Annotated in this window: 15 protein-coding genes; 10 read left to right on the top strand and 5 right to left on the bottom strand. The window is 75.0% G+C overall.

The window, feature by feature from the left end; all coding sequences use genetic code 11:
- The first annotated feature begins 186 nt into the window (after window positions 1-186).
- Entirely contained in the window at window positions 187-870 is a 684-nt protein-coding gene (locus ACIQD7_RS05050) for a GntR family transcriptional regulator (RefSeq protein WP_121828410.1), read from the top strand.
- Between the two features lie 187 nt (window positions 871-1,057).
- Here ACIQD7_RS05050 and ACIQD7_RS05045 read toward each other — a convergent pair whose 3' ends face one another.
- Window positions 1,058-1,339, bottom strand: a complete 282-nt coding sequence (locus ACIQD7_RS05045) for an HPr family phosphocarrier protein (RefSeq protein WP_121828411.1) — start codon at window positions 1,337-1,339, stop codon at window positions 1,058-1,060.
- 219 nt (window positions 1,340-1,558) lie between these two features.
- On the opposite strand from ACIQD7_RS05045, the gene ACIQD7_RS05040 reads away from it, so the two are divergent.
- The 4 genes from ACIQD7_RS05040 (at window position 1,559) to ACIQD7_RS05025 (ending at window position 7,290) form a co-directional block, all read left to right on the top strand.
- Complete coding sequence (locus ACIQD7_RS05040; RefSeq protein ID WP_402439438.1) at window positions 1,559-4,678, top strand: GNAT family N-acetyltransferase; 3,120 nt, start codon at window positions 1,559-1,561, stop codon at window positions 4,676-4,678.
- Between the two features lie 109 nt (window positions 4,679-4,787).
- Window positions 4,788-5,384 (top strand): DUF5998 family protein, encoded by a 597-nt coding sequence (locus ACIQD7_RS05035; protein ID WP_121828413.1) that lies wholly within the window; start codon window positions 4,788-4,790, stop codon window positions 5,382-5,384.
- On the top strand, window positions 5,384-6,589 hold the full coding sequence (locus tag ACIQD7_RS05030; RefSeq protein ID WP_402439435.1) for an alkaline phosphatase family protein: 1,206 nt from the start codon (window positions 5,384-5,386) through the stop codon (window positions 6,587-6,589). The genes ACIQD7_RS05035 and ACIQD7_RS05030 overlap by 1 nt, the downstream gene beginning before the upstream one ends.
- A gap of 50 nt (window positions 6,590-6,639) precedes the next feature.
- A complete protein-coding gene (locus tag ACIQD7_RS05025) occupies window positions 6,640-7,290 on the top strand; it encodes a thymidine kinase (RefSeq protein WP_121828415.1) in 651 nt (216 codons plus the stop codon).
- Window positions 7,291-7,414: 124 nt separating this feature from the next.
- On the opposite strand, the gene ACIQD7_RS05020 is transcribed toward ACIQD7_RS05025, so the two are convergent.
- The 3 genes from ACIQD7_RS05020 to ACIQD7_RS05010 form a co-directional block, all read right to left on the bottom strand.
- A complete protein-coding gene (locus ACIQD7_RS05020) occupies window positions 7,415-7,870 on the bottom strand; it encodes an RICIN domain-containing protein (protein ID WP_402439433.1) in 456 nt (151 codons plus the stop codon).
- Window positions 7,871-8,038: 168 nt separating this feature from the next.
- Window positions 8,039-9,043 carry an ArsR/SmtB family transcription factor gene (locus tag ACIQD7_RS05015; RefSeq protein WP_402439431.1) on the bottom strand — a complete coding sequence of 335 codons (1,005 nt, stop codon included), beginning with the start codon at window positions 9,041-9,043 and terminating at the stop codon, window positions 8,039-8,041.
- Between the two features lie 188 nt (window positions 9,044-9,231).
- Window positions 9,232-9,942: a TetR/AcrR family transcriptional regulator gene (locus ACIQD7_RS05010; protein WP_402439429.1), complete on the bottom strand. Its 711-nt coding sequence runs from the start codon at window positions 9,940-9,942 to the stop codon at window positions 9,232-9,234.
- A 174-nt stretch (window positions 9,943-10,116) separates the two neighbouring features.
- Between ACIQD7_RS05010 and ACIQD7_RS05005 the strand changes: the two genes are divergently transcribed.
- The 4 genes from ACIQD7_RS05005 to ACIQD7_RS04990 all read left to right on the top strand — a co-directional run bounded on the left by ACIQD7_RS05005 (window position 10,117) and on the right by ACIQD7_RS04990 (window position 15,888).
- Complete coding sequence (locus ACIQD7_RS05005) at window positions 10,117-10,734, top strand: isochorismatase family protein (protein ID WP_402439427.1); 618 nt, start codon at window positions 10,117-10,119, stop codon at window positions 10,732-10,734.
- A gap of 161 nt (window positions 10,735-10,895) precedes the next feature.
- Window positions 10,896-13,412: a YfhO family protein gene (locus ACIQD7_RS05000; protein WP_402439425.1), complete on the top strand. Its 2,517-nt coding sequence runs from the start codon at window positions 10,896-10,898 to the stop codon at window positions 13,410-13,412.
- A 139-nt stretch (window positions 13,413-13,551) separates the two neighbouring features.
- Window positions 13,552-14,517, top strand: a complete 966-nt coding sequence (locus tag ACIQD7_RS04995; RefSeq protein ID WP_402439423.1) for a glycosyltransferase family 2 protein — start codon at window positions 13,552-13,554, stop codon at window positions 14,515-14,517.
- A 3-nt stretch (window positions 14,518-14,520) separates the two neighbouring features.
- On the top strand, window positions 14,521-15,888 hold the full coding sequence (locus ACIQD7_RS04990) for a polysialyltransferase family glycosyltransferase (RefSeq protein WP_402439421.1): 1,368 nt from the start codon (window positions 14,521-14,523) through the stop codon (window positions 15,886-15,888).
- Window positions 15,889-15,924: 36 nt separating this feature from the next.
- On the opposite strand, the gene ACIQD7_RS04985 is transcribed toward ACIQD7_RS04990, so the two are convergent.
- A complete protein-coding gene (locus tag ACIQD7_RS04985) occupies window positions 15,925-16,695 on the bottom strand; it encodes a VOC family protein (protein WP_161374217.1) in 771 nt (256 codons plus the stop codon).
- 162 nt (window positions 16,696-16,857) lie between these two features.
- Here ACIQD7_RS04985 and ACIQD7_RS04980 point away from each other — a divergent pair, with 162 nt between their 5' ends.
- Entirely contained in the window at window positions 16,858-17,685 is an 828-nt protein-coding gene (locus ACIQD7_RS04980) for a sulfurtransferase (RefSeq protein WP_402439419.1), read from the top strand.
- The last annotated feature ends 1 nt before the right edge of the window (window position 17,686 follow it).

The following is a 17,686-nucleotide window of genomic DNA, read 5'->3' as shown; positions in this document are numbered from 1 at the left end:
CCGGGGGCCCTCCGCGTCGCAAAAGCCCCGGCTCGTACTGAGCCGGGGCTTTTCGTCGGCCAAAATGCGGTCATGGATTCCATGGGGGCATCGGAAATTCCGGTGTGCTGCAATAGAGTCGCGGATCAGGCGCAGAACAGGCGCCGCTCGAATTGTCTCGCGCGGACCAAGGCGGAGGTCGGACACATGCGCATTCCCGCGCACTCGGTATGCACGGCGATCCGGGACGACATCGTCTCCGGCGTCTTCGAGCGGGGCAGCCGGCTGACCGAGGAGCAGCTCGCCCGCCGGTACGGGGTCTCCCGCGTCCCGGTCCGCGAGGCGCTGCGCACCCTGGAGTCCGAGGGCTTCGTCCTCACCCGCCGCCACGCGGGCGCGCACGTCGCCGAGCCCACCGAGCAGGAGGCGGCCGACCTGCTCGACATGCGGGCCCTGCTCGAACCGCTGGGGGCCGCGCGGGCCGCGCAGCGGCGCACCGACGCCCACCTCAAGGTGCTGCGCGGCCTGGTCAGGCTGGGCCAGGAGCGGGCCAGGCGCGGCCAGGGCGAGGACCTGCGCTCGCTCGGCGGCTGGTTCCACGAGACGCTCGCGCAAGCCTCCGGCAGCCCGCCGCTGACGGCGCTGCTCACCCAGCTGCGGCACAAGATCGCCTGGATGTATGCGGTCGAGCAGCCCGAGCGGCCGGTGGAGGCCTGGGCGGAGCACGGCGCGATCGTGGACGCCGTGGCGCGCGGCGACGCCGAGCGGGCCAGAGCCCTCACCGTGCTGCACGCGGAGCGCTCGATGTCGCTGCACCGGCTCAAGCGGCCGGAGCGCGGGCGTGTGAGGGTTTCGCAACACGTCGTCAACACGACGAGCGGTCGGAATTAACACGCGCACCGTATACAAAGAATAGGAATTCTGCGGGGTCTTTTTGTGCTGCCCGGAAATCGGGGCGCCGGGAAATCCGGCCGTCCGGAAATCGGGGCCGCCGGGGCGGGGGAGTGGAAAAGCGAAAGGCCGCGACGGCCGGAATTCCGGCGGCCACGGCCTTTCGGCGTACGGGGGACGCGAGGGGTCAGACGGTCTCGGGGAGCTCGTCCAGGCCCTCGGCGACCAGCTTCGCGAGGCGGTCCAGGGCGGCCTCGGCGCCGTCGGCGTCCGACGCGAGGACGATCTCCTCGCCGCCCTGCGCGCCCAGGCCGAGCACCGCGAGCATGGAGGCGGCGTTCACCGGGGTGCCGTCGGACTTGGCGATCGTCACCGGAACGCCGGAAGCCGTGGCGGCACGGACGAAGATGGACGCGGGGCGGGCGTGCAGGCCCTCGGCCCAGCCGACGTTGACGCGGCGCTCAGCCATGGTGTTGCCCTTCAAGTCTCAAGCGGGTTGTCTAGACCAGTCTCTCACGGGATGCGAGGTGCTCACACCGACCTTCGGCCCGGACCGGACCGCCTTTCGGCTCCCCCCACCTTGCAACGCGCACCCCCGCCGCGCGACCGGTGCCCCACGCGCGCCGCGGCCGGAGGGGGCGTCTCGCCGGCCGGGCCGGATCGGCGGGACACCCCCTAGGCTGGCCCCATGCAGAGCGCGTCGGAGCAGTCGGAAGCGGCGGAACCGCCGGAGCACGCCTACCCCGACCACTGGGAGGCGGACGTGGTGCTCCGCGACGGCGGCACCGCGCGGATCAGACCCATCACCGCCGACGACGCCGACCGGCTCGTCAGCTTCTACGAGCAGGTCTCGGACGAGTCGAAGTACTACCGCTTCTTCGCCCCCTACCCCCGCCTCTCCGCCAAGGACGTGCACCGCTTCACCCACCACGACTTCGTGAACCGGGTGGGGCTCGCGGTGACCGTCGGGGGCGAGTTCATCGCCACCGTCCGCTACGACCGCATCGACGACCGCGGACTGCCCGCCTCCGCCCCGGCCGACGAGGCCGAGGTCGCCTTCCTCGTCCAGGACGCGCACCAGGGGAGGGGCGTCGCCTCCGCCCTCCTCGAACACATCGCGGCGGTCGCCCGCGAGCGGGGCATCCGGCGCTTCGCCGCCGAGGTGCTCCCCGCCAACACCAAGATGATCAAGGTCTTCACCGACGCGGGCTACACCCAGAAGCGCAGCTTCGAGGACGGCTCCGTACGGCTCCACCTCGACCTCGAACCCACCGACCGGTCCCTCGCCGTCCAGCGCGCCCGCGAGCAGCGTGCCGAGGCCCGCTCCGTGCAGCGCCTGCTCACCCCCGCCTCCGTCGCCGTCGTCGGCGCCGGCCGCGCGCCCGGCGGCGTCGGCCGGACCGTCCTGCGCAACCTCCTCGGCGCGGGCTTCACCGGACGCGTGTACGCGGTGAACGCGGCGCTCCCCGAAACCGGCGACGGCGGTCCGGCCGAGCTCGACGGGGTCCCCGCGTACCGCTCCGTCGCCGCCATCGGCGAACCCGTGGACCTCGCGGTCGTCGCCGTTCCCGCCGAACGGGTGCCGGAGGCCGTCGCGGACTGCGGCGCACACGGGGTCCGGGGCCTCGTCGTGCTCTCCGCCGGATACGCCGAGAGCGGCCCGGACGGCCGCGAGCGGCAGCGCCGGCTCGTCCGGCAGGCCCGCTCGTACGGCATGAGGATCATCGGGCCCAACGCCTTCGGCATCATCAACACCGCCGACGACGTCCGGCTCAACGCCTCGCTCGCGCCGCAGATGCCGGCCGCCGGGCGGATCGGGCTCTTCACCCAGTCCGGCGCGATCGGGATCGCCCTCCTCGCCGGACTGCACCGGCGGGGCGCCGGGCTCTCCTCCTTCATCTCGGCCGGCAACCGCGCGGACGTCTCCGGCAACGACTTCCTCCAGCACTGGTACGACGACCCCGGCACCGACGTCGTCCTCCTCTACCTGGAGTCGATCGGCAACCCCCGGAAGTTCACCCGGCTCGCCCGCCGCACCGCCGCCGTCAAGCCGGTCGTCGTGGTCAAGGGCGCCCGGCACAGCGGCAGCGCCCCGCCCGGCCACCGGGTGCCCGTCACCCGCGTCCCGCACGCCACGGTCTCCGCGCTGCTCCGGCAGGCCGGGGTGATCCGCGTCGACACCGTCACCGAGCTCGTGGACGCCGGGCTGCTCCTCGCCGCCCAGCCACTGCCCGCCGGGCCCCGGGTCGCGATCCTCGGCAACTCCGAGTCGCTCGGCCTCCTCACGTACGACGCCTGCCTCACCGAGGGACTGCGCCCGCTGCGGCCCCTCGACCTGACGACCTCGGCGGTCCCGGCGGACTTCCGGGACGCGCTGGCGGCGGCCCTCGCGGACGAGACGTCCGACGCGGTCGTCGTGACCGCGATCCCGTGGGTCGGCGAGGACGGCGCCACCGAGTTCGGCGACGGGGAGGTCCTCGCGGCGGCCCTCCGCGAGGCCGTCGCCTCGGCCCCCGCCCCGACGAAGCCGGTCGTCGTCGTCCACGTCGAGATGGGCGGCCTCGCGGAGGCCCTGGCGGTGGCCACGAGCACGAGGCCGCCTGCGGCGGTGCGGGGGGCCGGAGGCGGTCCGGGGGCCGAGGCGAGTACGGGAGCGGGTACGGACACGAGTACGAGTACGGGGGCGGGTCCGGGAGCCGGGCCCGGAGCCGTACCGGCGGCCACGTCCGCCACCGAACCGACCCTGCCGCCCGGCCGGACCCAGGCCCCCGACCCGATCCAGCCCTCCGGCCCGGCTCAGGCCCCCGGCCCGGCCCAGGCCTCTGCGTCGGTCACGGAGACCGGCCCGGTCCAGGCTCCCGCATCGGTCCCGGCGACCGACCCCGCCCAGGGCCCCGCACCGGCCCCGGCCGTCGACCCGACCCAGGCCCCCGTCACCGTCACCATCCCCGCCTACCCCGCCGCCGAGCGGGCCGTGCGGGCCCTTGCCGAGGCCGTGCGGTACGGGCAGTGGCGGCGGCAGGCCGCCGAGCCCGGGCGGGTGCCCGAGTACGAGGACATCGACGAGGCGGGGGCCGCCGCCCTGATCCGGCGGGTGCTCGACGCGGAGGCGGACCCGCGGGGCGTGACCCTCGGCACCGACCAGGCCGGCGAACTGCTCGCCCGGTACGGGATCACCGCCCTGCCGACCCTGCCCGCGCCCACGCCCGACGCCGCCGTCGCGGCCGCAGCCCAGCTCGGCTACCCCGTCGCCCTCAAGACGACCGCCCCGCACCTGCGCCACCGCCCCGACCTCGGCGGGGTCCGGCTCGACCTGGCCACCGAGGAACAGCTCCGCACCGCCTACGCCGAGCTGACCGAGGTCCTCGGCAAGCCCGAGGAGCTCCAGCCGGTCGTCCAGGCCATGGTGCCCCGGGGCGTCGACACCGTCGTCCGCTCCGCCATCGACCCGGCCGTCGGCGCCGTCCTCTCCTTCGGCCTCTCGGGCGCGGCCTCCGAACTCCTCGGCGACACGGCCCACCGGCTCGTCCCGGCCACCGACCGGGACGTCGCGGAACTCGTCCGCTCCCTCCGCACCACCCCGCTGCTCTTCGGCTGGCGCGGCTCCGCCCCCGTCGACACCCCGGCCCTGGAGGAGCTCCTCCTCCGGGTCTCCCGGCTCGTCGACGACCACCCCGAGGTGGTCGCCGTCTCCCTGGAACCGGTGGTCGTGGCACCCCGCGGCCTCTCCGTCCTCGGCGCGACCGTCCGCCTGGCCCCGCCCCCGCCCCGCACGGACCTCGGCCCGCGCAGCCTGCCGAACTACTGAACGCGACCGCCGCGAGGGAGTCGGATGTCACAGCCCCGGCCCTTCCGAACCGCCCCGCCGTCCCCGCAACCGGCCGAGCCGTCCTTACCCGGGGCTTAGGATGGAGTCCATGGCGAAGACCGGTACGACGACCCAGGGGCTGCGCGCGGCGATCGAGCGCAGCGGCTACTACCCGGCCCTCGTGGCCGAGGCGGTGGAGGCCGCCGTCGGCGGCGAGGCCGTCGCGTCGTACGTGGTGCACCAGGAGACCACCTTCGACGCGAACGAGGTCCGCCGCCACGTCACCGTCCTCGTCCTGACGCCGAACCGCTTCATCGTCAGCCACACCGACGAGCAGGCCGCCGACACCAGCTCCCCGACCCCGTACGCCACGACCTCCACCGAGTCCGTGAAGCTCGACCGGATCTCGTCGGTCGTCGTCAGCCGCGTGGTCGCCAACCCCGAGTCGTACACGCCGGGCACCCTGCCCCGCGAGGTGGTCCTCACCATCGGCTGGGGTGCCGTCTCCCGCATCGACCTGGAGCCCGCCGCCTGCGGCGACGCCAACTGCGACGCCGACCACGGCTACACGGGCAACGCCACCGCCGACGACCTCAGCCTGCGGGTGAGCGAGGCCGGGGACGGACCGGACACCGTCCGGCAGACCCTCGCCTTCGCCCAGGCGCTCTCCGAAGCCACCGCGGCCACCGCCGCCGCCACCCGCTGATGGCGCAGCCCGCCGCCGCGTCCCACGGCTGGCCCGACGATCCGGTCCCGCTCGCCCCGGAGACCGCGCCGGTGCCCGAGTACGCCACCGGCTCCCTCGGCGACCTCCTCCCCACGCTCGTCGCGGGCCAGGAGGTGCCCGGCTTCACCCCCCGGATCGCCGAACTCGCCCCCGCCGACCGGAACTGCGTCTTCCTGATCGACGGGCTCGGCTGGGAGCAGATCAAGCGGCACCCGGACGAGGCGCCCTACCTGACCTCGCTCCTCGGCTCCTCGCGGGGCGGCACGGGCCGTCCGATCACCGCCGGTTTCCCCGCCACCACCGCGACCTCGCTGGCCTCCGTCGGCACCGGCCGCCACCCCGGCACCCACGGCCTGCCCGGCTACGCCGTGCGCAACCCCGACACCGGCGAGCTGATGAACCAGCTGCGCTGGAAGCCGTGGACCCCGCCGCGCGCCTGGCAGCCGTACCCCACCGTTTTCGGGCTCGCCCACGAGGCCGGGATCCACACCGCCCAGGTGTCCTCCCCGATCTTCGCGCAGACCCCGCTCACCCAGATCGCGCTCAGCGGCGGAACGTTCCACGGGCGGCTCTCCGGCGAGGAGCGCATGGACTTCGCCGCCGAGCAGCTCGCCGCCGGCGGCCGCTCGCTGGTCTACACGTACTACAGCGAACTCGACGGTGCCGGGCACCGGTTCGGCATCGACTCCGACGCCTGGCGCGGCCAGCTGATGTTCGTCGACCGGCTCGTCCAGCGGCTCGCCGAGCAACTGCCGCCCCGCTCGGCCCTGTACGTCACGGCCGACCACGGCATGGTCGACATCCCCTTCGACGAGCGGCACCGCATCGACTTCGACGAGGACTGGGAGCTGCGCGCCGGCGTCGCCCTCCTCGGCGGCGAGGGACGCGCCCGCCACGTCTACGCCGTGCGCGGCGCCGAGGCGGACGTCCTCACCTGCTGGCGCGAGGTCGTCGGCGAGCAGTTCTGGGTCGCGGGCCGCGACGAGGCCATCGCCCTCGGCTGGTTCGGGGACGAGGTCGACGAGCGCGTGTACGGGCGGATCGGGGACGTCGTCGTGGCGGCCCACGACGACGTGGCCATCACGGCCTCCGTCAACGAGCCCCACGAGTCCGCGATGGCCGGTATGCACGGGTCCATGACCCCCGCCGAGCAGCTCGTCCCGCTGCTCGAAGTGCGCTCCTGACCCTCCCCCTTCCCTCCGTCGTCCACGCCCCGAAAGGTCCCCGACCCGTCATGCCCGAGCTGGTCTTCTTCTCCGGAACCATGGACTGCGGGAAGAGCACCCTGGCGCTCCAGATCGCCCACAACCGCGACGCGCGCGGCCTCCAGGGCGTGATCTTCACCCGTGACGACCGGGCGGGCGAGGGGAAGCTGTCCTCCCGGCTCGGCCTGGTGACGGAGGCGGTCGAGGCGCCGCGGGGCATGGACGTGTACGCGTACCTCGTCGGCCAGCTCTCCCAGGGCGGCAAGGCCGACTACGTGATCGTGGACGAGGCGCAGTTCCTCGCCCCCGAGCAGATCGACCAGCTCGCCCGCATCGTCGACGACCTGGGCCTCGACGTCTTCGCCTTCGGCATCACCACCGACTTCCGCACGAAGCTCTTCCCCGGCTCGCAGCGGCTGATCGAGCTGGCGGACCGCATAGAACAGCTCCAGGTCGAGGCCCTGTGCTGGTGCGGCGCCCGGGCCACGCACAACGCCCGTACGGTGGGCGGGGAGATGGTCGTCGAGGGCGAGCAGGTCGTGGTCGGCGACGTGAACCGCCCGGCGGAGGAGATCGGTTACGAGGTCCTCTGCCGCCGCCACCACCGCAAGCGGATGACCGCGGCCTCGGCCCACGCGGGCGCCCTCTCCCCGGACGTCCTCCCCGTCAACCACGCCTGAGGCCCCGACCGCGCCCGAGGCCCCGGCCCCGCGCGACGCCTCGACCACGCCCGACGTGCCGCCCGGCCGGGGGACCCGTCGCCCCCCCCGTGACGTCGGGTACCCCGACCGGGCGGGTCCTGACTCAGCGCCAGCTCTGGTGGCGGTTGTAGGAGCACGGGACGGTCCGCAGCCCGTAGTGGCTGTCGTCCAGGCACTCGCCGGTCGCCTGGCTCCGGAAGGCCACCTGGTCACCGGTCTTCCGCACGAACCAGCTCTGCTCGCGCGACGAGTCACAGGCCCGGGTGGCGAGCGTGACGCCGTCGTCGTAGAGGCACTTGTCGGTCGCGAGGTTACGGAGCTGGCGGGTGCCGTCGTTCCAGACGCGCACGTCCCACTTCTGGTGGACGCCGCCGTTGCAGCCGTATCCGCGCAGGCCGTACTGCCGGCTGTCGTCGAGGCACGACCCGGTGGCCATGTTCCCGAACGTCTGGATCGCACCGGCTGCTTGGTGTGCCGTCGCCGCCGTGGTGCCGGCGGCGAGGAACCCGGCCGCGGCCAGCAGCGCGAGGGTCCCCTTGCGGAAGGAAGGCGAACGCATCTCTCTTCTCCTCTCGTCGTGCCGCCGCGAGCGCCTCCGGCGGCCCCGCGCCGACCGGGGCCGTCGGACGGCCGGTCGGCGCGGGCCCACCGTAGGTTCGCGGCCGACGGCGGGGCCAAGCTTTCGACCCCCGTCCAAACCACCGGCTCGCACCCGGCCGACGGCCGGTCAGAGGAGGCGCGAACCCGGCTCCAGCAGGGCCATGCCCATCGACGTCACGGTGTGCAGGACCGCCTTGCCCTCCCGGCGGGTGGCGACCAGACCGGCGTTGCGGAGGACGGAGGTGTGGTGGCTCACGGTCGCCGGCGAGATGCCGAGCCGGCGTGCCAGATCGGTGGTGCTGCGGCCGTCCGCCGCCGCCTCCAGGACGGCGGCGCGGGTCCGCCCCAGCAGCTCCTCCAGCGCCTGACCGGTGGACGCGTCGCCGCCGTCCCACAGCGGGCCGCCCACCGCGCCGGGGTCGGTGACGGCCGGGACGGCGAGGACGGGGGCCTCGGACGGGTCGAGGACGGACAGCATCAGCTCGGCCCGCCGGGTGGAGAACATGGTGGGTGCGATGACGAGACCGCGCCCCTCCAGACGGACGTCCGTCTCGTGTGGATGGTCCAGTTCGAGCACCGGCGGCCGCCACCGCAGCGTCGGGCCGCACAGGGACGTCAGCAGGCGCTCGACGCCGCCCTCGGCCATCGCGTTCGCGTACGCGGCCCGGACGTCGGCCAGGTGCGCGCGCACCCGGCTCCAGTACGGGGCGACGGCCACGCCGTGGCAGGCCCGGAGCGCCGAGGCGACCTGGAGCCATGCCGTACGGTCGCCGTCCACCAGGTCGCGGGCCCAGGCGCGGTGCGCGGGACGGAAGTGGATGTTCTCGAACTCGGCGCGGAGCAGGGCACGGGAAGCGCCCAGCAGCCGGTCCACCGCCTCCTCGATGCACGCCGAGTCGCCCGCCAGGCTCCTGACGTCGACCTCGGGTCCCAGCGGCGGCAGCAACGCGCCGAGGGGCCGCGCCCGTTCGTCCAGCCGCCCCCGGACCGCGACCTGCCAGCGCCGGAAGGCGAGACCGGCGTCAGGGGCCCGTAACAGCCTCACGCCGTCGAGCGTCTCGGCCGCCGCGCCGATCGTCGTGGCCACCCGGGTCCGCATGAGGTCCTGGGCGGTGAAGTGGATCCGTTTCACCGAGCGTTCCGTTCCCGCGTTCCCGTTCGCACACCCCCAGTCTCGGATCCGGGCCGGCGGCCGCACAACGCCCCATCAGGCCAGAGGCCTCGGAGGGAGCCGATCCGGCCGTACGCGTCGGGGCGCGGGACCCGGCCCTCGACCGGGCGGCGACGCGCACGGCCCGCCGCCCGCTCCCCGCGAGGGCTTCATTCCGCCGGAAGCCCCGGAAGCCCCGGAAGCCCCGGAAGCCCCGGAAGCGCCGTCAACGCGTCGAGTGCGGCGCCATTCACCGGTTCCGTCCCCGTCAGCGTTCCCAGCAGGGCCCGGGCCAGGACCGTCGCGGTACCGATCCGGGTGTCCTCCTCTTCGGTGCCGGCGCCGGTGGCCCGGCCGATCACGGCGTCCCGTACCGCCCGCGAGATGTCGGGCTCGCCGAAGAGGTCGGGGAAGGAGAGCGCCATCATGCACACGCCCACGTTGGCGGAGAGGATCGACTGACCGGCCAGTTCGGGGGGCATCCGCAGCCGGCCGGCGTCGCGGCAGCGCTCCACGGCCTTCAGGAGGATCGCCCGGGCCTCCTCGATGGCCCGGGGCCTGGCGTCGCCCGTCGGCGTGAACATCAGGCGGTAGAGGTACGGGTTGCGCAGCGCGAACGTGACGTGACTGTCCCAGGCCGTGCGCAGGTCCGCCACCGGGTCGTCGGTGAGCGGGTTCCGCCGCTTCTCGGCGAGGAAGCGCGCGAAGCCGATGTCGGCCACCGCCGTGAGCAGCCCCTGCTTGTCGCCGAACTGGCGGTAGATCTCGGGCATGCCGACCTTCGCCCGGTCGCAGATGGCCCGGGTCGAGATCGCCAGCGCGTCCTTGTCCGCCAGCAGTTCCTCGGTGGCTTCCAGGATGCGCTCTCGGGCCGTCGACATGCCCCCACGGTAGCAGCGCTAACAGGGTGGACCTGGGGAATCCCCTGGTCGGGCGGAGGCGGGTGGAGAGGCGCTCACACCTTTGTAATCGATGATTACGTACTGTGTTAGCGTTACTAACGTTCGCGGGGCGGCGCCCCGTCGAACCCTCCCGCCCGACCGAAAGGAACCGCCATGACCGCGTCCACCACCCTGCGCGAAGTGATCGGCCTCCCCCAGGAGCCGCCCCGGCTGAGCGAGTCGGTCCTGATCATGATCGACTTCCAGAACACCTACCGCACCGGCGTCATGAAGCTCGAAGGGGCCGAGGAGGCCGTGGCCGCCGGTGCCCGGCTGCTCGCGGCCGCCCGCGCCGCCGGCACCCCGGTCGTCCACGTCGTCAACGACGGCGGCGAGGGCACCCCGTACGACATCCGGGCCGAGATCGGCGCCCTCAGCGACGAGGTCGCCCCGGCCGAGGGCGAGAAGGTGGTCGTCAAGCGGTTCCCCGACGCCTTCCGCGGCACGGACCTGGAGGAGGTCCTGAAGGACCTCGGTGCCGGTGGCGACCTGGTCCTCGCCGGGTTCATGACCCACCTGTGCGTCCTGTTCACCGCCCAGGGCGCCTTCACCCTCGGCCACCGCCCCACCGTCGTCGCCGAGGCCACCGCCACCCGCCCCCTGGCGGCGCCGGACGGCACCGTCCTGTCGGCGGACGCGCTGGCGGCCGCGAGCCTGACGACGGTCTCCGACCTGTTCGGCACGGTGGTCCGCACGGTCGACGAGCTCGCCGCCCCGGTCCCGGCCGCCTGATCCGTACCGGGAAGGGCGTGCGGCACCGGGAGTTCACCCGAGGTGCGCCCGGACCTCGCCCGCCGATCGGTTGCGGGTCGCCCGCCTCGGCGGTAATGGCGTCCGGCCCGTGACGACCCCACCTCCGGGCGACCCCGCGCCGTACGACCCCTGGAGGACGTGTGCCCCCCGCCGCCGAGACCGTGCTCGACCAGGTCGAAGGCGGGGAGGGCACGGGTCCCGGTCCCCGGACCGGGGGGCGGGACCGGGGCGCGCGGGCCGCGGGCGCCGCCGCCCTGCTCACCGCCGCCCTGTTCTGCCTCGCCACCGCGCTCTCCCGCAGCCACCCCTTCGGCCCGGTCACCAGGAACGTCGTCGACCTGGGCCAGCAGTACCTGCCGTACCACGCCTACTGGCGCTCCTTCCTCCTCGGCGAGACGCACGGCGACGCCTTCCTCAACTGGAACTCCGGCTTCGGCGCCAACTTCCTCGGCGACATCGGCACGTACCTGAGCAGCCCCGCCGCCCTGCTCGTCGTCCTCTTCCCGGCGGACCGGATCGAGCTCGCGCTGTACGTCGTCACCGCCGTCAAGATCGCCGCCGCCGGGGCCGCCATGGCGTTCCTGCTCCTCCGGCTGCGCCCCGGTCCCCGGCCGGTCGCCGCCGTGCTCGGCACCGCGTACGCCCTCTCGGGCTGGACCCTCAACTTCGGCTCCACCGTCCCGATGTGGCTCGACGGGCTCGTCGCCTTCCCGCTGCTCTGCCTGGTCGGCGAGTGGGCCCGCACCGGCCGCCGTCCCGTCCTCGGACCGCTCGTCGTCGCCCTCGCCTGGACCGCCAACTTCTACACCGCCTACATGGCGACCCTCGGCGCGGCCGTCGTCCTCGCCGTCCGGCTGCTCACCGCCGAGGAGACCGCCACCGCCCGGCAGCGCCTCGCCGGGGCGCTGCGCGCCGCCCGGGGAGTCCTCCTCGGCGTCGGGCTCGCCGCGCCGCTCGTCGTGGTCGTCTTCCTCGGCACGAAGACCGCCGACCCCACCCCGGAGGTCTCCTTCGTCCCCGTGGCCTGGACGGAGGTCTTCGCCCGGCTGCTGCCCGCCACCGCGAGCTCGTCCAGCCCCGCGCTCTTCATCGGCACGCCCGCCCTGCTCCTCGCCCTGACCCTGCCCTTCAACCGGGCCGTCGCCCCGCGCGTCCGGGCCGCCCTGACCGCCGCCGTCGTCCTGGTGACGCTCTCCCTCCAGTGGGAGCCCACCCACCTGCTCTGGCACGCGGGGGCCTCACCCAACGGCGTCCCGTACCGTCAGGCCTTCGTCCTGTGCGGCCTGCTGCTGATCGCGGCCTGGTTCTCGGCCGCCGGGGGAGTGCCCCGGCCCGCCGCGCTCCTCGCGGGCGGCGCCCTCCTCGGCGCCCTCGCGTGGACGGCCCGGGGGAGCGCCGACATCGACCGCTGGACCTTCCCCGCCTTCGGCGCGGCCGCGCTCCTCGCGCTCGTCGCCGTCCTCCTCGCCCTGCGGGCCTCCGGGGCCGGGCGCCGGGCCCTGCCCCTCCTCGCCGTCCTCCTGCTCGTCGCCGCCCAGGCGGGCGAGGCGGCCGTCACCGGGAAGCGGATCGAGGAGCGCCAGCGCGGCGAGGTCGCCTGGTCGCCCCGGACCGGCCCCTGGCACGAGGCCGTGGCCCGCGAGGCGGCCCGCGCGGACGCCTGGCCCCGCCACCGCACGGACCCCGGAGAGGTCCCCGGCGGCAACGACGCCCTGCTCGTCGGCGGACAGGGCGCCGAGTACTACAGCAGCCTCACCTCCGAGACGACCTCCCGGACCCTGACCTCCCTCGGCTTCGGCTCCTACGCCAAGGGCCGTCACCCGGTCACCCTCGACAACCCCGTGACCGACGCCCTGTTCTCCGTCGGCACCCGGATCCGCTCCGCACCCACCGAGCCGGTCCGGCGGGACGCGCCGCCCCGCGCCCCGGTCACCGCCACCACCACCTCCGTACCGCCCCTGGTCACCGTCCGCCCGGCGCCGCGCCCGGCCGGACCCGCCGGGGACTCCGCCTTCGCCCGGCAGGAACGCCTGCTCGGCGCCTCCGTGTACGAGCGGCCCGTCCCCCGCCGCACCGGGCGCGTCCTCACCGCCCGCTGCCCGGCCGGCTCCCAGGTCTGGTTCTGGGCGCCCGAGTACCGGGGCACGGCGGCCCTCGCGGGCGAGGAGCCCGTGGACTTCGACGGCAGGCCCCCGGCCGTCACCGCCCCCATGGGCGCCCTCGGCGCCGTCCCCGCCTCCGGCGAGGTGCGGATCGCCCTCGGCCCCGAGGGCAAGGTGCGGCTGCCCCGGGAACCGGTCGGCTGTCTGGTCCGCGCCCGCCTCGACACCGCCGTGGACCGGCTCGCCGCCACCGGCGCCACCCGGGTCCGCACCACCGGACACACCGTCACCGCCGCGCTCCCGCCGGGCAGTACGGGCGTCGCCGTCCTCGCCGCGCCCCGGATCTCCGGCTGGAGGTGCGCCGCCGGAGACGCGGACCTCCGCCCCGCGCGCGCGTACGAGGGCCTCGTCGCCGTCCCCCTCGACGGACGGGCGGACACGGTCCGCTGCTCCTTCCGGCCGCCGGGCCTCCGCCTCGGCGGCGCCGTGGGCGCGGCCGCGCTCCTCGCGCTCGTGGCCACGGGGGCCCTGCACCGCAGGCGGGCCCGTGGATGAGGAGCCGTCCCGGACGACCCGGGAGGACGGCGAAAGTTCACCCCGCGTGCACGCGGGGCTCCTCCGGCCGGAAGGGCGGGCCGCTACCGTGCCCGCCGTGAACGGCGTCCAGCAGTCCGATCCAGTGTGGGGAAACCGAGTGCCGAAACTGTCCGTCGTCGTACCGTTCCACAACGTCGGGGCCTACGCCCCCGACACCCTGCGCAGTCTCGCGAACAACGCCGATCCCGCCTTCGAGTTCCTGCTCGTCGACGACTGCTCGACGGACGACACCCCGGAGGTCCTCGACCGCTGGCGCGACCGCCTGCCGAACGCCACCGTCATCCGGCACGAGACGAACCGGGGCGTCGCCCAGGCGCGCAACACGGGCATCGACGCGGCACGCGGCGACTACCTCACCTTCCTCGACGGCGACGACTGGTACGCGCCCGGCCACCTGAGCGCCGCCGTCGCCGGAATCTCCCGCCTGGACTGCGACTTCGCCCGCACCGACCACGTCCTGTCGGAGGGCCGCAAGCGCCAGATCCGCTACGCCCCCGCCAAGCGCCGCGACACCGTGATGGACCCCAGGGACGGCATCTCGCCGGCCGGCATGGTGACGATGGTGGACTACCCCTTCGTCCCCTTCGGCATCTACGGCCGCCGCCTCTTCGCGGACGGCGCCTCCCGCTTCGAGACGACCCTGAGGACCGCCGAGGACCGCCTCTGGATCTGGCGGCTCCACCTCAAGGCCCGCACCTTCGCGGCGCTCTCCCTGCACGGGGTCTTCTACCGGCGGGGCGTCACCACCTCGCTCACCCAGATCACCGACAACCGGCAGCTGGACTTCATCCCCTCCTACGACCTCCTGCTCGCCGAGGTCGCCGAGGACGCCGAGGCGGACCGCTTCCTCCCGAAGGCGGTCCGCACGTACTGCGCGATGATCGCCTTCCACATGGGCAAGGCCGAGAAGTACGAACCCGCCGTCGCCGCGCGGCTGCGCGCCGACGTCGGCGACGCGCTGCGCCGTATGCCGCAGCGGGTCCTCGACGAGACCCTCGCCACCATGGACACCCGCCGCAGCACCCTCCTCCGGGGCCTGCGCGAGACCGGAAGGACCGCCTGAACCATGGCCCCCGACACGGCCTCCGCCCCCGACGCCCGTCCCGTCCAGATCTTCCAGGTGTCCACCCTCTACGGCGCCGCCACCCTGGCCGCCGCCCTCGACGCCGGGCGGTTCGGCCCCCGCGAGGACGCCCGCCGGCTCCTCCTCGTCTCGCACAACGCCGAGATCCCGGAGACCGCGCTGCGCCTGGAGACCATGACCGGCTACGGGCGGATCGCCGCCCGCTTCGACGCCACCCTCGACTGGAACGAGACGATCCACCCGTACCACCCCGCCGCCTGGGCCCCCCGCCCCGAGGAGGCCCCGCTCTGGCAGCGCGTGCTGCGCACCGCCTGGGACCTCGGCGACGCCCCGGTGGAGCTGGTCGTCGAGTCCATCCAGGTCAACCCCGCGAAGGCGCTCGCCGGCACCTTCCCCGAGAGCTCCCTGCACGTCTACGCCGACGGCCTGATGAGCTACGGCCCCACCCGCAACGACCTCGCCCAGTCGATCGCCTGCCGCATCCGGCGGGTCCTCCACCTCGACCTGGTGCCGGGCCTGCGGCCCCTCCTCCTCCGCGAGTACGGCGTCGAGCCCGAACTCGTCCCCGACGACGCCTTCCGCGCCGTCCTCGCCGAGATCGCCGAGGAGGCCGCCGACGACCCGGCGATCGCGCGGGCAGCCGCCGCCGCGCCCACGGCCCTCCTCCTCGGCCAGTACCTCGCCGCCCTGGGCCTCCTCACCGCCGAGGAGGAAGAGGAGCTGCACGTACGGATGCTGCGCGGAGCGGTCGCCGCCGGACACCGCTCGATCGTCTTCAAACCCCACCCGACCGCGCCCGCCCGCTACTCCCGGGCCCTCGACGAGGAGGCGGAACGCGCCGGCGCGCGCCTGACGCTCCTCGACGGACCGCTGCTCGCCGAGACCTTCTACGAGCGGTGCCGGCCCCGGCTCGTCGTCGGCTGCTTCTCCACGGCGATGCTCACCGCCGCCGCCTACTACGGCGTCCCCGTCGCGCGCGTGGGCACGGCCGAGGTCCTCGCACGGCTCACCCCCTTCGAGAACAGCAACCGCATCCCGCTCACCGTCGTCGACCACCTCGTCGCGGACCTGGAGCGGGGCGAGGAGCCCGCCGTCCCCGGCCCGGCCCCCGCCTCGCTCACGCCCCTGGTCCGGGCCGTCGGCTACTGCATGAGGCACGGGAGCCACCCGGAACTCCGGGAGGAGGCGACCCGCTTCCTGGCCGCCCACCACGACGACCCCGGCACCGCCCACCACTTCGACGCCGAACGGCTGACCCTGCTCGGCCTGCCGGGCGGAACGGCGGCGGCACCGGCCGCAGGCGGCACGTCCCGGCTGCGCCGGGGCCTCGCGCGGAGCCGCCGGGGCTGATCCACCGTGGCCCGACGGGCGTGCGGGCCCTCCCGGTCAGCGCCCGACCGACCTGACCAGGGTGAAGACCGCGCCCTCCGGGTCCGCGACCACGGCGAGCCGCCCCGCCGTGCCGTCGCGCGGCGGGGACAGGACCCGGCCGCCGAGCTCCACGACGAGCCGGGCGGCCGCGTCCACGTCGGCCACCTCGAAGTACGTCATCCAGTGCGGGCCCCGGTCCCGGGGCAGCGCGTCGCCGACGCCGTGCAGGGAGGCCACCGGGGCCCCGTCCACGAAGAGCGTCGCGTAGTCGTGCTCGGGGGAGTCCGCCGGGCCGAGCTCGAAGTCGAACACCGTCCGGTAGAACTTGCCGATCGACGTCTCGTACGTGAGCAGCTCGTTCCACACCGGGGTCCCCGGCGGCCCCGCCGTCGCCGTCCCGTGGTGCGCCTTCGCCTGCCAGACGCCGAAGACCGCGCCCGTCGGGTCGGAGCAGATCGCCATCCGGCCCGCCTCGCCCGCGTCCAGCGGGCCCACCGCGACGGTCCCGCCGCAGCCCCGAATGGACTCGGCGGTCTCGTCGGCGTCCTCGGTGGCCAGATAGGGGGTCCAGGCGATGCGCAGGTGCCGGTCGACCGGCAGCCGGCCGATGCCCGCCACCTCCCTGCCGCCGAGCAGGGCGCGGACGTACGGACCGAGCTGCTCGGGGCCGGGGACGAACTCCCAGCCGAAGAGCGCGCGGTAGAACTCCTGCGTGGCGTCAAGCCCGTGCACCATCAGGCTCACCCAACAGGGTGTGCCGGGTGGGCGCCGAGTCGCCTCGGTCATCGTCACCCTCTCCTCGGACCATCGTCGTGGCCGTGCCCCCGTCCGATGGTGAAACCGGTGGTGGCGCGGTGCGCCCGGGCCGCGCCCCGCAAGGGCGCGCTCCCGCGGGAAAGACGCCGGGTCCGTCCCGCGCGGCCGTGCGGCTGCGCGAGTATGGCACCCATGAAGCCCATCATCTCCGCAAGCGAACTGCAGAGCGAGTCGGCCGGGGTCCGGCCGCCGGTCCTCCTGGACGTCCGCTGGGCGCTCGGCGGACCCCCCGGACGGCCCGCCTACGAGGCCGGTCACCTGCCCGGAGCGGTCTACGTCGACCTGGACGCGGAACTCGCGGGACCGCCCGGCAGCGGTGGCCGCCACCCGCTGCCCGACCCGGAGGCCTTCGGCGCCGCGATGCGCCGCGCGGGCGTCTCGGCGGACCGGCCGGTCGTCGTCTACGACGGCGGCTCCGGCTGGGGCGCCGCCCGCGCCTGGTGGCTGCTCCGCTGGGCGGGCCACCCGGACGTGCGGGTCCTGGACGGGGGCCTGGCGGCCTGGACGGGCGAGCTCACGGAGAAGGTCCCCGCGCCCGAGCCGGGCGACTTCCGGCCGGAGCCGGGCGCCCTCGGCCTGCTCGACGCCGACGGGGCGGCGGCGTTCGCCCGCTCGGGGCTGCTCCTGGACGCGCGGGCGGCCGAGCGCTACCGGGGGGACGTAGAGCCGATCGACCGCGTCGGCGGCCACATCCCGGGCGCGGTCTCGGCCCCGACCACCGAGAACGTCGACGCCGGGGGCCTCTTCCTGGCCGCCGACGTCCTACGGGACCGGTTCGCCGCCCTGGGCGCGGCCGGGGAGACCCCGGTCGCGGTCTACTGCGGCTCCGGAGTCTCCGGCGCCCACCAGGTCCTCGCCCTGGAGATCGCCGGCATCCCGGCCTCCCTCTACGCGGGCTCCTGGTCGGAGTGGTCCGCCGACCCGTCCCGCCCGGTGGCCACGGGCCCGGACCCGCGGTAGC

The sequence above is a fragment of the Streptomyces sp. NPDC093071 genome (assembly GCF_044754545.1).
Taxonomy (GTDB): domain Bacteria; phylum Actinomycetota; class Actinomycetes; order Streptomycetales; family Streptomycetaceae; genus Streptomyces.
Note: the sequence above shows the minus strand (reverse complement) of the source record. Positions and strands in the feature narration are given on the sequence as shown.

Coding starts and splice junctions, on each gene's coding strand:
- ACIQD7_RS05050 (WP_121828410.1), top strand. CDS start 187: ATGCGCATTCCCGCGCACTCGGTATGCACGGCGATCCGGGACGACATC.
- ACIQD7_RS04990 (WP_402439421.1), top strand. CDS start 14,521: ATGGCCCCCGACACGGCCTCCGCCCCCGACGCCCGTCCCGTCCAGATC.
- ACIQD7_RS05045 (WP_121828411.1), bottom strand. CDS start 1,339: ATGGCTGAGCGCCGCGTCAACGTCGGCTGGGCCGAGGGCCTGCACGCC.
- ACIQD7_RS05010 (WP_402439429.1), bottom strand. CDS start 9,942: ATGTCGACGGCCCGAGAGCGCATCCTGGAAGCCACCGAGGAACTGCTG.
- ACIQD7_RS05005 (WP_402439427.1), top strand. CDS start 10,117: ATGACCGCGTCCACCACCCTGCGCGAAGTGATCGGCCTCCCCCAGGAG.
- ACIQD7_RS05040 (WP_402439438.1), top strand. CDS start 1,559: ATGCAGAGCGCGTCGGAGCAGTCGGAAGCGGCGGAACCGCCGGAGCAC.
- ACIQD7_RS05020 (WP_402439433.1), bottom strand. CDS start 7,870: ATGCGTTCGCCTTCCTTCCGCAAGGGGACCCTCGCGCTGCTGGCCGCG.
- ACIQD7_RS05025 (WP_121828415.1), top strand. CDS start 6,640: ATGCCCGAGCTGGTCTTCTTCTCCGGAACCATGGACTGCGGGAAGAGC.
- ACIQD7_RS05030 (WP_402439435.1), top strand. CDS start 5,384: ATGGCGCAGCCCGCCGCCGCGTCCCACGGCTGGCCCGACGATCCGGTC.
- ACIQD7_RS05035 (WP_121828413.1), top strand. CDS start 4,788: ATGGCGAAGACCGGTACGACGACCCAGGGGCTGCGCGCGGCGATCGAG.
- ACIQD7_RS04980 (WP_402439419.1), top strand. CDS start 16,858: ATGAAGCCCATCATCTCCGCAAGCGAACTGCAGAGCGAGTCGGCCGGG.
- ACIQD7_RS04985 (WP_161374217.1), bottom strand. CDS start 16,695: ATGACCGAGGCGACTCGGCGCCCACCCGGCACACCCTGTTGGGTGAGC.